The organism is Burkholderia sp. AU45274, from assembly GCF_030482505.1.
Taxonomy (GTDB): Bacteria; Pseudomonadota; Gammaproteobacteria; order Burkholderiales; family Burkholderiaceae; genus Burkholderia.
This window is the reverse complement of record NZ_JAUJQE010000005.1, coordinates 422,924-436,741: the sequence shown is the minus strand read 5'-3', so window position 1 is coordinate 436,741 and position 13,818 is coordinate 422,924. Positions and strand designations below refer to the sequence as shown.

Here is a 13,818-nt window from a genome sequence, read left to right as displayed (position 1 = left end):
CGCCGATTCAACGGCAGCCTGCGTCGATTCAACGTCAGATTTCACCTCCGGATCGACACCGCTTTCCGCGTGTGCTGAGCGGCAGCGCCAATGCTCTCGCATTCGAATCCAGTTCACTATCAATAGGAGTCCTGCGGAATGACCCCGTCGATCCGACATCCTCGCCCGGACGTAACCTGCCTGCCTCGGCTCAAACCGATGTGCATGCTGGTGCTGTCCTGCCTCGCCGCGTGGTCGGCTGACGGCCGCGCGGACGCCGGCAATTCCGCGCCTGGCGATTCGATGACGATGCAGGTCGCGCAGGTCGACCTCGCACAGACGCAGTTCGCGCAGGTTCAGTTCGACCCGGATTTCGTGAACAATGGCAACGGCCGTGCGATCGACATCAAGCACTTCGAGCGCGGCAACTTCACCGCGCCGGGCACGTATGGCGTCGACCTCGTCGTCGGCCAGGACTGGGTAGGCCGTTACGACATCGCGTTCAAGGCCGCGCCGGACACGCCGGAAGCTCAGCCCTGCTTCGACGAGAAGGTCTTGCGCCGGATCGGCATCGACTTCGCCAGGCTGCCCGCGGACGTCGCGGCGGCGATCACGGTCAAGGGCGAATGCCTGCGTATTGGTCAGATCGTGCCCGAGGCGAGCGCGTCGTTCGATTTCAACGAACAGCGCCTGGCGCTCAGCATCCCGCAGGCATCGCTGGCGCACCGCGCGCGCGGCTACGTCAGCCCCGATCAATGGAACGATGGCGTGCCCGTCGGCATGCTCGACTACAACCTGAACGTCTACAGCGCGAAGGTCAAGGGCAGCCGCGCGGACACGCAGGGCTATCTCGGGCTGAACGGCGGCGTCAACGTCGGCAACTGGCATTTCCGTCACAACGGTTCGTACGCGTGGTCCGAGCGTGGTGGCGGCAGCTATCAGGATATTGCGACCTACCTGCAGCGGGATCTGCCGTCGCTGTCTTCGCAGCTCGTGATCGGCGAGACGTTCACGTCCGGCGAGTTGTTCGACTCGACGCAGTTCCGGGGCGTGCGGCTGTCGAGCGACGACCGGATGCTGCCCGACTCGCTGCGCGGTTATGCGCCGGTCGTGCGCGGCGTCGCGAACTCGAACGCCAAGGTGACGATTCGCCAGAACGGCGTGACGCTGTACGAAACGACCGTTTCGCCAGGGCCGTTCGAGATCGGCGACCTGTATCCGACCGGCTATGGCGGCGACCTGCGCGTGTCCGTCACCGAGGCGGATGGGTCGGTGCACACGTTTTCCGTGCCCTATGCGTCGGTCCCGCTGTCGCTGCGCCCCGGCATCCAGCGCTACAGCTTCGTCGCGGGTGCGCTGCGCAGCCAGCAGAACACCAGCAACCCGCTGTTCGCGCAGCTCACCTACCAGCGCGGCTTGACGAACCTGCTGACCGCCTATGGCGGCCTCACGGTCGCGGCGGGTTACGCGTCGGCCATGGCGGGCGGCGCGTTCAATACGCGATTCGGCGCGGTCGGCGTCGACTTCACGCAGGCCACCACGTCGATTCCCGGCATGAAACGCTTCAGCGGATCGAGCCTGCGGGTCAGCTATTCGAAGTCCGTCGCACCGACCGGCACCGACGTGTCGATCGCCGCGTATCGCTATTCGACGAACGGCTATTTCAACCTCAACGACGCGATGAGCGCGCGCGATGCGGTCCGCATGGGCTATTCCGTGGATACCGTCGGGCGGCAGCGCAATCGCGCGTCGCTGATGGTCAGCCAGCGTCTCGGCGAGAAGGGCGGGCAGCTGAGCGTGACCGCGTCGGCGTCGAACTACTGGAATCGCGCGGGCTCGGACGTCAACTACTCCGTCGGGTACAACAACGCGTTCAGGAACGTGTCGTACAGCCTGTCGGCGACACGCCAGCGCGGCCAGGGCAACCAGGCGAGCACGCTGTACTACGCGAGCGTGTCGATTCCGCTCGGCAAGTCCAGCCCGATGATGCTGACGGGCAACGTGACGCGCGATACCGAGGGCCGCACGCAGCTGCAGTCGATGCTGTCGGGCTCGCTCGGCGTGGACAACGACTTGTCGTACAGCCTTGCCGCGAACCACACGAACGGGCAGGGCAATGCGAGCACCGACGGCAGCGGCAGCCTCACGTACCGCGCGCGCTTCGCCGAGTTCAATCTCAGCGCCGGCGGCAGTTCGAACTATCAGCAGGGTTCGATCGGCATTCGCGGCGCGGCGGTCGCCCACCCGGGTGGCATCACGTTGTCGCAGCCGCTGTCGGAGACCTTCGGCATCGTCGAGGCGAAAGGTGCGGAAGGCGCGCGCGTCACGAATGCGTCCGGTGTGCGGGTCGACAGCCGCGGCTATGCGGTCGTGCCTTACCTCACGCCGTACAACATGAATACCGTCGAGCTCGACCCGAAGGGCATCTCGATGGACGTCGAGTTGAAGGAAACCAGCCAGCAGGTCGCGCCGCGCGCCGGCGCCGTCCCGCTGCTCAAGTTCGACACCGACACCGGGCGCGCGGCCGTGATCCAGGCGACTCGGTCCGACGGCACGCCGCTGCCGTTCGGTGCGGCGGTCAGCGACGAAACGGGCAAGAGCCTCGGCGTCGTCGGTCAGGCGAGCAGGATCTTCGCACGCGGCCTGAAGGACAAGGGCGAACTCACGGTGAAGTGGGGCGACGATGGCGTGTCGGGCTGCCGCATCGCGTACGACCTGCCGGTCCGGCAAGGGCGCAACAAGGCCCGGGCCTTCGAGCAGTTCAAGGGTGTTTGTGCGGCGAAGACGAGCGCGGCGCGTTGATGCCGTCGAGACGCGCCGCTATCCATTTATCGGACCGGGCCGGCTTCATGGCTCGCCGGAAGTCGACGCACCGGCAGTCGGTCAAAACCAGACAGGAACGTATATGAAGTGGACAAATGCAGGCGCCGACGGCGTCACGCGACGGTCGTCGAGGCGTGCCACGGCGGCGGCGAGGTTTGCGCGCCTTTTGATGCTGTGCCCGCTGCTCTGGTCCGGGTATGCCTTTGCCACTTGCGAACTGAGCAGCCATGCGTCAAGCATTTCGCCGTCACTCCCGGCTACGCTCAGCGTGGCACAGGACGGAACGCTTCTCGGCACTCAATTTCCATCGTCCACGATTGGGTTAGCGATGGTTGCACGGGTCGCCAACAGCGTCGGTACGGTATGCATGTATGACGAGTACGTCGTCAGCCCGGCCGGTGTGCTCATCCCGAATGTGACATACAAAACGAGCACCGGCGCAGTCGCTGCCGTTTTCGAATCGGGAATACCTGGCGTGGGATACGCAGTGGAGGTTGCGGACTATTCAGGCGGGGCATGGGTTGCGATCGGCGCGGACGCTACGTCGGTACCGATCCCTCCAATCGATAAAAGCCTGCTTAACGCAAAGGTGACGTATGTTTCTGTCGGGCCTCTCGCGACGGGCTCCTATACATCCAGAAGGCAGGTGCTCTTCAATTTCCGCTTGAAGTACAAGGGGAATTTGCTGCCGGGCAGCAGTGCGTCGACGCCGTTGAGCGCGACGAGCATGACCGTCACGGCCAGAACGTGCAAGATCACGTCCGGCACGTCCAGAACGGTGACGCTGCCTAGCCTCTATTCCGGCAGCCTGAAAGCGGTCGGCGATGTCGCTACGGCGAAGTCGGCGCCATTCTCGTTCGATCTGCGGTGCGATGCGGACCTGAGCATTTACGCGACCCTGAGCGACGTGACGAATCCCGCGAATACGAGCAACGTGCTGAGCCTTGGCCGTGGGTCGGGGGCTTCGGGCATCGGGATTCAGATCCTGAAAAAAGGGTCCGATACGCCGTTGCGTTTTGGTCCCGACTCGTCGGCCAAGGGCAATACGAACCAGTGGCTGGTCGGACGCTCCACCACGGCCAACACGATGATCCAGGTGCCGTTCGAGGCGAGATATGTCAAGACGGCCGAGAAGATTACGCCGGGCATCGTGGAAGCACTCGGCACGATCACGTTCTCTTATCAGTAGCGCGGAATCGGTCGCCCGGCGCCGCGATCCGGCGTGGCGCGTGAAAGTATGGCGTCAGGCGGTGGTCTGCGGAAATGGTATCCTCGTGCGTTCGCCGCTGCACGCTTTCCCGGAGCGTGCGCGGGCCGCTCGCCAGCACGTCGTACGCATGGCGGCGCCCGCCCGACGGCGGCGGGAATCCATCATCCAGAACCGACACAATACGGGGGAGACACACCCATGAAGCGTTTCAAGACTTTCGCGATCCGTTCGATCACGGCCGGCGTGGCCGCACTCGCGCTGGCCGGTGCCGCGCACGCCCAGACCGTCAAGGTGCTGTCGATCGTCGATCACCCGGCGCTCGATGCGATCCGCGACGGCGTGCGCGCCGAGCTGAAGGCGGAAGGTTACGGCGACGACAAGCTCAAGTGGGAATACCAGAGCGCGCAGGGCAACACGGGTACGGCCGCGCAGATCGCGCGCAAGTTCGTCGGCGACCAGCCCGACGTGATCGTCGCGATCGCGACGCCGGCCGCGCAGGCGGTGGTCGCGTCGACCAAGAGCGTGCCGGTCGTCTATTCGGGCGTGACCGATCCGGTTGCCGCGCAGCTCGTGAAGGGCTGGGGCCCGTCGGGCACCAACGTGACGGGCGTATCCGACAAGCTGCCGCTCGATCGCCAGGTCGCGCTGATCAAGCGCGTCGTGCCGAATGCGAAGACGGTCGGGATGGTCTACAACCCGGGCGAGGCGAACTCGGTCGTCGTCGTGAAGGAACTCAAGGAGATCCTCGCGAAGCAGGGGATGACGCTGAAGGAAGCGGCCGCGCCGCGTACCGTCGACATCGGCCCGGCCGCGAAGAGCCTGATCGGCAAGGTCGACGTGATCTACACGAACACCGACAACAACGTCGTGTCCGCGTACGAAGCGCTCGTGAAGGTCGCGAACGAAGGGAAGATCCCGCTCGTCGCCGGCGACACCGACAGCGTGAAGCGCGGCGGCATCGCGGCGCTCGGCATCAACTACGGCGACCTCGGCCGTCAGACGGGCAAGGTCGTCGCGCGCATCCTGAAGGGCGAGAAGCCGGGCGCGATCGCATCGGAAACGAGCAGCAACCTCGAATTGTTCGCGAACACGGGCGCGGCCGCGAAGCAGGGTGTGACGCTGTCGCCGGATCTGCTCAAGGACGCGAAGACGGTCATCAAGTAAGCCGCGGCCCGACCGCCGCGCTTGCAGGCCCGATCCGGGCCTGAACGACACCGCCGGACGGGCGGCTCCCACCCGGGGCTGCCCGTCCGCTTCGCCCGGCCGTACACGTCCGGCCGGGAAGCAACAGGATTTCCCCATCATGTCTCTGTTCTCGTTTCTGGGCGCGCTGGAGATCGGCCTGATCTTCAGCCTCGTCGCCCTCGGGGTGCTGATCTCGTTTCGCATCCTCAACTTCCCCGACCTCACCGTCGACGGCAGCTTTCCGCTCGGCGGCGCCGTTGCCGCGACGCTGATCTCGGCCGGTTACGACCCGTTCAGTTCGACCTGCATCGCGATCGTCGCGGGCGCGGTGGCCGGCTTCATCACCGGCTGGCTCAACGTGCGCCTGAAGATCATGGACCTGCTCGCCAGTATCCTGATGATGATCGCGCTCTATTCGGTGAACCTGCGGATCATGGGCCGGCCGAACGTGCCGCTGATCACCGAGCCGACCATCTTCACCGTGCTGCAGCCCGACTGGATGCCCGACTACGTGCTGCGCCCGGCGCTGCTCGCGATCGTCGTCGTGGTCGCGAAGCTCGGCCTCGACTGGTTCTTCTCGTCGCAGCTCGGCCTCGCGATGCGCGCGACCGGCGCGAACCCGCGGATGGCGCGCGCGCAAGGCATCGCGACCGGCCGCGCGACGCTCGCCGGGATGGCGCTGTCGAACGCGCTCGTCGCGCTCGCGGGCGCCCTGTTCGCGCAGACGCAGGGCGGCGCGGATATCTCGATGGGGATCGGCACGATCGTGATCGGGCTGGCCGCGGTCATCATCGGCGAGACGCTGCTGCCGGCGCGCCGGCTCGTGCTGACGACGCTCGCCGTCGTGCTCGGCGCGATCGTCTATCGCTTCTTCATCGCGCTTGCGCTCAACAGCGAATTCATCGGGTTGAAGGCGCAGGATCTGAACCTCGTGACGGCGGCGCTCGTCACGATCGCGCTGGTGCTGCCGGCGACGCGCAAGAAGCTGTTCGCGCGCAAGAACGGAGGCGTCTGACATGCTGTCCGCACAAGACCTGAAACTCACGTTCAATCCCGGCACGCCGATCGAGACGCGCGCGCTGCGCGGGTTGTCGCTCGAAATTCCCGATGGCCAGTTCGTCGCGGTGATCGGCTCGAACGGCGCCGGCAAGTCGACCTTCCTCAATGCGGTCAGCGGCGACCAGGCCGTCGATGCGGGACGCATCTCGATCGACGGCACGGACGTCACGCGCAAGGCCGCGTGGGATCGCGCGCACCTCGTCGCGCGGGTGTTCCAGGATCCGATGGCCGGCACCTGCGAGGCGCTGACGATCGAGGAGAACATGGCGCTCGCGATGGCGCGCGGTGCGCGGCGCGGCTTCCGGGCCGCGCTCGACCGGCCGTCGCGCGAGCTGTTCCGCGACAAGCTGCGGCTGCTGAACCTCGGCCTCGAGAACCGGCTGACCGACCGGATTGGGCTATTGTCAGGCGGCCAGCGGCAGGCGGTGAGCCTGTTGATGGCGTCGCTGCGGCCGTCGCGGATCCTGCTGCTCGACGAGCACACGGCCGCGCTCGACCCGAAGACGGCCGCGTTCGTGCTGGAGCTGACCGCGCGCATCGTCGCCGAGAGCAAGCTGACGACGATGATGGTCACGCACAGCATGCGGCAGGCGCTCGACTACGGCGACCGCACGGTGATGCTGCACCAGGGGCAGGTCGTGCTCGACGTGTCGGGCGACGCGCGCAAGGGGCTCGACGTGCCGGACCTGCTGCAGATGTTCGAGAAGGTGCGGCACGAGCAGCTCGACGACGACGCGTTGCTGCTCGGCTGACGGGCAGCTGGTGGACCGGCGCGGTGTGCAGGGTGCGCATCGTGCCGGTTGGCCGGCCGGGCCGGGCTCTGCTCGGTTCGGCCCGGCTGCGCGATTCGGTTCGCATGCGCCGCGTCGGCGCCCGAGGGGTGTGGCGGGCGTCGGGGCGGTGCGAGCCGGTGATGCCGGGGGCGACCCGCCGTCATGGCGTGGGCCTGCCGGCTTTTCACCCGTCTTTCATCTGACGAAATACCGGTTTCGTACCAGTACTGTGCGGCGTGGACGCATTGCCATATACTGTATATCCATACAGTTGTGGGTGGCATCATGCTCGCATCCTCCATTTCTCCCGAATCCCTTCATCCGTCGCTGTGGCGCGGCTCGCAGCTCGCGCGTGGCGGCCCGCGCACGATCGAGACCGGCTTCGCGCCGCTGTCGGCCGAGCTGCCTGGCGGCGGCTGGCCGGTCGGCGGGCTCGTCGAACTGCTGGCCGCGCAGCCGGGCTGCGGCGAGATGCGGCTGCTCGCGCCCGCGCTCGCGCGCACCGTCAGCGCCCGGCGGCCGCTCGCGCTCGTCGCGCCGCCGCAGTCGCCGCATGCGACCGCGCTCGCCAGTCTCGGCGTGCCGGCCGACGCGCTGCTGTGGCTGCGTGCCGGCAGCCGCACGGATGCGTTGTGGGCCGCCGAGCAGGCACTCAAGACCGGTTGTTGCGGCGCGCTGCTGCTGTGGCAGGACGCGCGGCCCGATGCGCTGCGGCGCCTGCATCTCGCGGCCGCGCGCACGGGCGACACGCTGTTCGTGATGCTGCGCCCGCTGTCGGCCGAGCGGCAACCGTCGCCGGCCGTGCTGCGCGTTGCGCTGTACCCGGTGCCGGGCGGCGTGTCGCTCGACATCGTCAAGCGACGCGGCCCCGCCCGCAGCGAGCCGCTCGTGCTCGACCTGCCGTCGCCCATCGTGGAGAGCCGCTATGCGCGTCTTGCTCGGCATCCATCTGCCGCGCCTGCCGCTCGACGTGTGCGTCGCGCCTCCGTCTGACGGCGAGGCGGGCGAGGCCGGCGGTGCAGGCTGTGCGGTGCTCGAGCAGGGTGTCGTGCTGATCGCCGACGCGGCCGCGCGCCGGCAGGGCGTGCACGCGGGCATGAAGCGCGGCGGCGTGCTCACGCTCGCGCCGCACACGCAGCTCGTCGAACGCGATCCCGCACGCGAGGCCGATGCGCTGCGCGCGGTCGCGCTCGCGTTGCTGCGCTTCTCGCCGTGCGTCGCGCTCGGCGACGAAGCCACGCTGATCGTCGATGTCGGCCCGAGCCTGCGCTTGTTCGGCGGCTTGCCGTCGCTGTGCCGCCAGGTGCGCGCGACGCTCGCGGCGCTCGGCTATGCGGCACGCCTGTCCGCCGCGCCGACCGGGGGCGGCGCGTGGCTGCTCGCGCGTGTGTCGGCCCGTGCGCGGATCCGGCGCCGCGTCGCGAGCCCGGCCTCGCTTGTCCGCGCGCTCGACCGGCTGCCCTGCGTGCTGCTGCCCGATGCGCGTCCGTATGCGGGCTGGTTCGACGGGCTCGGTTGCCGCACGCTCGCCGATCTGCGCGGCCTGCCGCGCGCGGGGCTGCAGCGCCGTTGCGGTCCCGCGTTGCTGGCCGCGCTCGATCGTGCGTATGGCGACGCGGTCGAGCCGCTTGCGTGGATGGCGGTACCGCCCGTGTTCGCCGTGCGGCTCGAATTGCAGGAGCGCGTCGAATACGCGGAAGCCGTGTTGTTCGTGGCGCGGCGGCTCGTCGTGCAGCTGTGCGGCTGGCTGGCCGCGCGGCACCTGTCGCTGGCCGCGATGACGTTCGATCTCGAACACGAGCGCGGCCGCCAGGCCGTGCCGCCGACGCCGCTCGAGCTCGCGTTCGCGTCGCCCGTGCGTGACGAGGCGCATTTCATGCGGCTGCTCGGCGAGCGGCTCGCGCGCGTCGAGTTGCCGGCTGCGGTGATTGCGGTGCGGCTGAAGGCCACGCGCGTCGAATCGGTCGCGCCGCCGGCCGACGATCTTTTCCCCGAGCCGGGCGGCACGCGCGAGACGCGCGCGCGGCTGTTCGAGCTGCTGGTCGCGCGGCTCGGCGCGGACAACGTGTTGCGCGCGGCGCCCGTCGCCGATCACCGGCCCGAGGCCGCGAACCGCTGGCTGCCGCTCGATGCGCAGGCCGGCAAGCCGGCCTGCGGGCCACCGGCCGTGCCGCCGAGGCCCGCGTGGTTGCTGGCGGAGCCGCTGCCGTTGTTGATGCGCGGGGAGCGGCCGGTATTTCATACGCCGCTCAGGATGATGTCGTCGGTGGAGCGGATCGAGGCCGGGTGGTTCGACGGTCAGTTCGCTGCACGCGACTACTGCGTTGCGCAGGACGAAGCCGGGGCATGCTACTGGGTGTTCAAGGAGCGGGCGGGGAGCGAGGCCGAGCCGCGCTGGTTCCTGCACGGCCTGTTCGGGTGAACGGTGATGGTTGCGGAATTCAGCTGGCTGCCCGATTACGCGGAGTTGTTCTGTCGTTCGAACTTTTCGTTCCTGCATGGCGCGTCGCATGCGGAGGAGCTGGTCGAGCGCGCGTTCGAGCTCGGCTATCGCGGGATCGCGATCACCGACGAATGCTCGCTTGCCGGTGCGCCGCGCATGCACGTCGCGGCGAAGGCGAAAGGGCTGCCGCTCGTCATCGGGTCGTATTTCGAAGTTACGCCGGATGAAGTCGCGCCCGGCCACGATCCGGGCCCCGGGGCGTTCGGGCTCGTGTTGCTGGCGCAGAATCGCGAGGGTTACGGCAACCTGTCCGAGCTGATTTCGTGGCGGCGGATGGCATCGCCGAAGGGGACTTACAAGCTGACGTCGCGGATGCTGTCGGCGCCGCCTGCCGAGTTTGCGCATTTGCGCGGGATGCCTGATTGCTTCGCCATCCTCGTGCCGACGTATCCGGTGCGTGCTGATGTACTCGATGCGCAGGTCGCATGGTTTCGCGCGACGTTCGGCGAGCGGGCGCGGCTCGGGCTCGTGCAACTGCAGCGCGCGCTGGACGGTGCGCAGCGCGAGGAGATTCGTGCGGCCGGCGAGCGGCGCGGCGTGCGTGTCGTCGCGCTGGGCGACGTGACGATGCACCGGCGCTCGTGCAAGGAACTGCAGGACGTAATGACGGCGATTCGCGTCGGCATGCCGGTTTCCGAGTGCGGGTACGCGCTTGCGCCGAATGCGGAACAGCATTTGCGTGGGCGGAACCGGATCGGGAATCTGTTCTCGCCGGAGGAGATTGCGGAGACGTGCGCGATTCTCGATGCGTGCGATTTTTCGCTCGACGAGTTGCAGTACGAATATCCGCTCGAACTCGTGCCGCGCGGACACACGCCGACCAGTTACCTGAAGCAAGAGACATGGGCTGGGGTAGCTCGACGTTATTGGAATGGTGTGCCGGAGAAAGTGGCAAGGCAGATCAGGTATGAACTCGCCCTGATCGCGAAACTCAATTACGAGCCGTTCTTCCTGACCGTCTACGACATCGTCAAATACGCGCGCAGCCAGAACATCCTGTGTCAGGGCCGAGGTTCGGCGGCGAACTCAGTCGTCTGTTATTGCCTCGGCATCACCGAAGTCAATCCCGATCAGAGCACGATGCTGTTCGAGCGTTTCATCAGCGTGGAGCGCGGCGAGCCGCCCGACATCGATGTCGACTTCGAGCATCAGCGTCGGGAGGAAGTGATCCAGCATATCTACGAAAAATACGGACACAACCGCGCCGCACTCGCCGCCGCCGTATCGACGTATCGTCCGCGCGGCGTGCTGCGCGAAACCGGCAAGGCGCTCGGCGTCGATCCGATGCTGGTCGATCGTGTCGCAAAAGCGCACCGCTGGTTCGACGGTAGCCGCGACCTGCTGCAGCAATTCTCGACGATCGGGCTCGATCCCGAGACGCCGCTTATCCAGGCATGGGCCCGGCTTGCCGCGCGGCTCCTCAACTTTCCGCGTCATCTGTCGCAGCACTCGGGCGGCTTCGTGATCAGCCGCGGCAAGCTCACGCGACTCGTGCCGGTCGAAAATGCAGCGATGGACGGGCGGCGCGTGATCCAGTGGGACAAGGACGATCTCGAAGCACTCGGGCTGATGAAGGTAGACGTGCTCGCGCTCGGCATGCTGTCGGCGTTGCATCGCGCGTTTGACCTGCGCACAGCGTGGCGCGGGCCGCCGTCACAGGACGGCAAGCCATTTGCGCTGAAACACATTCCGCAGGATGACAAAGCAACTTACGACATGATCTGTCGCGCCGATACGGTCGGCGTGTTCCAGATCGAATCGCGCGCACAGATGTCGATGCTGCCGCGCCTGCGGCCGCGCAACTACTACGATCTCGTAATCCAGGTATCGATCGTGCGGCCCGGCCCGATTCAGGGCGGCGCGGTGCATCCGTATCTGAAGCGGCGCAGGATCGTGGCCGGTGAAGAGGATGGCGAGGTCACCTATCCGAGCGAAGCGCTCGAGAAGGTGCTGGAGCGCACGCTTGGCATTCCGATCTTCCAGGAACAGGTGATGCAAATCGCGATCGTGGCAGCGGGTTTCACACCCGGCGAAGCCGACAAGCTGCGCCGCGCGATGGCTGCATGGAAGCGCAAGGGCAATCTCGAGAAGTACCACGACAAGATCGTCCACGGCATGCTCGAACGAGGCTACACGCGTGAATTCGCCGAACAGATCTTCGAACAGATCAAAGGCTTTGGTGAATACGGATTCCCCGAAAGCCACGCAGCCAGCTTCGCGAAACTCGCGTACGCCAGCAGCTGGCTCAAATGTCACGAACCGGCGATCTTCCTCGCCGCGCTGCTGAACAGCCAGCCGATGGGTTTCTACCCGCCGTCGCAGCTCGTGCAGGACGCGAAGCGGCACGGCGTGCAGGTGCTGCCGATCGACGTGACGCAAAGCAACTGGGAAGCATCGCTCGAAGCGCTGCCCGATCAGCCGCCGCCGCACGGCCAGCCGGCCGTGCGGCTCGGCCTGTCGCTCGTGCGGGGGCTCGGCGAAGCCGCCGCACGCCGCATCGAAGCCGCGCGCACGGCCGGCCGGTTCGACAACGTCGACACCCTCGCACGCCGCGCGCAACTCGAACGCCGCGATCTCGAAGCGCTCGCCGCCGCGAACGCGCTTGCGACGCTCGCCGGCCATCGCCGCGATGCGCTATGGCAAGCGGTTGCGGCCGCCCCCGAACGCGACCTGCTCGCGACCGCGCCGATCGACGAAGTGGAGAAGCCCGCACTCGGCGCGCCGTCGGAAGCCGACGACATCCTCGCCGACTATCACACCACCGGCCTCACGCTGAACCGCCACCCCGTCGCGCTGCTGCGGCCCGAGCTGCGCGCGCGGCGGCTGTCGTCCGCGGCCGAATTGCACGACCGCCCCGACGGCCGGCTCGCGCGCGCGTGCGGGCTCGTGACCGCGCGGCAGATGCCGGGCACCGCGAAAGGCGTGATGTTCATGACGCTCGAGGACGAAACGGGCTGCGTGAACCTGATCGTCCGGCCCGAGCTGCTCGCGCGGCAGCGCCGCGAAACCCTCGATTCGCGGCTGCTTGCCGCGTCCGGCGTGTGGCAGGTCGCGAGCGACGTGAGGCACCTCGTCGTGCAGCATTTCGAGGATCTGACGCCGCTGCTCGGCGGCCTGCGCACGTCGAGCCGCGAATTCCACTGATTCCACTGACACAACCGGCGCGCGCCGCCGAACGCGCGGTGCCTCGCCATCCGTGCATACCAGTTGGCTCAATTGGTTCTATCCAGGTCTCATATCCGTGCCCAAAACCAAGCCGAACCACATACTGGAACTGTCCCCTTGCATACCAATCCGGGTAAATCCCTATCCCGTACTTCGTTGTAAACAAAGGGTTTGTGAGGACTAAAACGCTTGCCGGGCAAGGCTCCTAGCGATTTCGGCATCGCTAATACCAGTTCGTTGACTGGTATTATGGTGGTTATATAATGCCCTCACTTTCGACGGCCTGCGGTCGTCGTCCGACACCCGGAGGCACATGGAAACCGGCTGGTCCGAACTGGCGCCCGATCCCCTCAGCGATACGCCGCTCTATCTGCAGCTTGCCCGCAACCTGGCGAGCGCGATCCACGCCGGCGCGTGGCGGGCCGGCGAGGCGCTGCCGTCGGAACGGCTGCTGTCGGTGTCGGTCGGCGTGTCGCGGATCACGGCCCGTCGCGCCCTCGCGCTGCTGGTCGAGCAGGGGCTGATCAAGCGGGCGCGCGGGGCGGGCAGCTTCATCACGCCGCGCGTCGCCGATCCGCTGTCGCGTCTCGTCGGCTTCACCGCGAAGATGCAGCAGCGCGGTTTCGTGCCCGATTCGGTGTGGCTGTCGCGCACGCTGCGCGCCGCAAACCGCGACGAGATCACGCGTCTCGGCCTCGCGCCCGGCGCGACGGTGGCGCGGCTCGAACGGCTGCGCCGCGCGGACGGCATCGTGATGGCCGTCGAGCACTCGACGCTGCCGGCCGCGGTGGTGCCCGATCCGCAGGTGCTCGGCGCGTCGCTGTACGAATACCTCGAAGCGCGCGGCATGACCGTCGTGCGCGCGCTGCAGCACTTTCGCGCGGCGAACGCGACGCACGCGATCGCGAAATGGATGGCGGTGAAGCCGGGTTCGGCCCTGCTGGTGATCACGCGGATCGGCTACGGCGCCGACCAGCGCGCGATCGAAGTGAGTGAAACGTATTGCCGCGACGATTACTACGACTTCGTCGCCGAACTGAAACGCTGACGCGCGAGACTGCCCACGCGCGACACGCGTGAAGCAACGACACGGATTGGCAAATCACGACGCGGATGCCCGC

At 67.3% G+C, this 13,818-nt stretch carries 9 protein-coding genes; all 9 read left to right on the top strand.

Annotated elements, in window-relative coordinates:
* The first annotated feature begins 138 nt into the window (after nucleotides 1-138).
* The 9 genes from QZM35_RS21055 (at nucleotide 139) to QZM35_RS21015 (ending at nucleotide 13,745) form a co-directional block, all read left to right on the top strand.
* Nucleotides 139-2,781: a fimbria/pilus outer membrane usher protein gene (locus QZM35_RS21055; protein ID WP_301776721.1), complete on the top strand. Its 2,643-nt coding sequence runs from the start codon at nucleotides 139-141 to the stop codon at nucleotides 2,779-2,781.
* A 103-nt stretch (nucleotides 2,782-2,884) separates the two neighbouring features.
* Nucleotides 2,885-3,991 carry a fimbrial protein gene (locus tag QZM35_RS21050; protein WP_089426378.1) on the top strand — a complete coding sequence of 369 codons (1,107 nt, stop codon included), beginning with the start codon at nucleotides 2,885-2,887 and terminating at the stop codon, nucleotides 3,989-3,991.
* A gap of 219 nt (nucleotides 3,992-4,210) precedes the next feature.
* Nucleotides 4,211-5,176, top strand: a complete 966-nt coding sequence (locus QZM35_RS21045) for an ABC transporter substrate-binding protein (protein WP_301776720.1) — start codon at nucleotides 4,211-4,213, stop codon at nucleotides 5,174-5,176.
* A 139-nt stretch (nucleotides 5,177-5,315) separates the two neighbouring features.
* Nucleotides 5,316-6,212 carry an ABC transporter permease gene (locus QZM35_RS21040; protein WP_089426377.1) on the top strand — a complete coding sequence of 299 codons (897 nt, stop codon included), beginning with the start codon at nucleotides 5,316-5,318 and terminating at the stop codon, nucleotides 6,210-6,212.
* Nucleotide 6,213: 1 nt separating this feature from the next.
* Nucleotides 6,214-7,008 (top strand): ABC transporter ATP-binding protein, encoded by a 795-nt coding sequence (locus tag QZM35_RS21035; protein ID WP_011353261.1) that lies wholly within the window; start codon nucleotides 6,214-6,216, stop codon nucleotides 7,006-7,008.
* 306 nt (nucleotides 7,009-7,314) lie between these two features.
* Nucleotides 7,315-8,022 carry a translesion DNA synthesis-associated protein ImuA gene (imuA, locus tag QZM35_RS21030; protein WP_089431711.1) on the top strand — a complete coding sequence of 236 codons (708 nt, stop codon included), beginning with the start codon at nucleotides 7,315-7,317 and terminating at the stop codon, nucleotides 8,020-8,022.
* Nucleotides 7,955-9,451, top strand: coding sequence for a DNA polymerase Y family protein (locus QZM35_RS21025; protein WP_301776719.1), 1,497 nt, complete (start codon nucleotides 7,955-7,957; stop codon nucleotides 9,449-9,451). The genes imuA and QZM35_RS21025 overlap by 68 nt, the downstream gene beginning before the upstream one ends.
* Nucleotides 9,452-9,457: 6 nt before the next feature.
* Nucleotides 9,458-12,676, top strand: coding sequence for an error-prone DNA polymerase (locus QZM35_RS21020; RefSeq protein WP_174973082.1), 3,219 nt, complete (start codon nucleotides 9,458-9,460; stop codon nucleotides 12,674-12,676).
* A gap of 334 nt (nucleotides 12,677-13,010) precedes the next feature.
* Nucleotides 13,011-13,745: a GntR family transcriptional regulator gene (locus QZM35_RS21015; protein WP_043187255.1), complete on the top strand. Its 735-nt coding sequence runs from the start codon at nucleotides 13,011-13,013 to the stop codon at nucleotides 13,743-13,745.
* Nucleotides 13,746-13,818: the final 73 nt, after the last annotated feature.

What these genes read in the sequence shown, in the direction of transcription:
- QZM35_RS21055 (WP_301776721.1), top strand. Translation starts at nt 139, where the DNA reads ATGACCCCGTCGATCCGACATCCTCGCCCGGACGTAACCTGCCTGCCT.
- QZM35_RS21050 (WP_089426378.1), top strand. Translation starts at nt 2,885, where the DNA reads ATGAAGTGGACAAATGCAGGCGCCGACGGCGTCACGCGACGGTCGTCG.
- QZM35_RS21045 (WP_301776720.1), top strand. Translation starts at nt 4,211, where the DNA reads ATGAAGCGTTTCAAGACTTTCGCGATCCGTTCGATCACGGCCGGCGTG.
- QZM35_RS21040 (WP_089426377.1), top strand. Translation starts at nt 5,316, where the DNA reads ATGTCTCTGTTCTCGTTTCTGGGCGCGCTGGAGATCGGCCTGATCTTC.
- QZM35_RS21035 (WP_011353261.1), top strand. Translation starts at nt 6,214, where the DNA reads ATGCTGTCCGCACAAGACCTGAAACTCACGTTCAATCCCGGCACGCCG.
- imuA (WP_089431711.1), top strand. Translation starts at nt 7,315, where the DNA reads ATGCTCGCATCCTCCATTTCTCCCGAATCCCTTCATCCGTCGCTGTGG.
- QZM35_RS21025 (WP_301776719.1), top strand. Translation starts at nt 7,955, where the DNA reads ATGCGCGTCTTGCTCGGCATCCATCTGCCGCGCCTGCCGCTCGACGTG.
- QZM35_RS21020 (WP_174973082.1), top strand. Translation starts at nt 9,458, where the DNA reads ATGGTTGCGGAATTCAGCTGGCTGCCCGATTACGCGGAGTTGTTCTGT.
- QZM35_RS21015 (WP_043187255.1), top strand. Translation starts at nt 13,011, where the DNA reads ATGGAAACCGGCTGGTCCGAACTGGCGCCCGATCCCCTCAGCGATACG.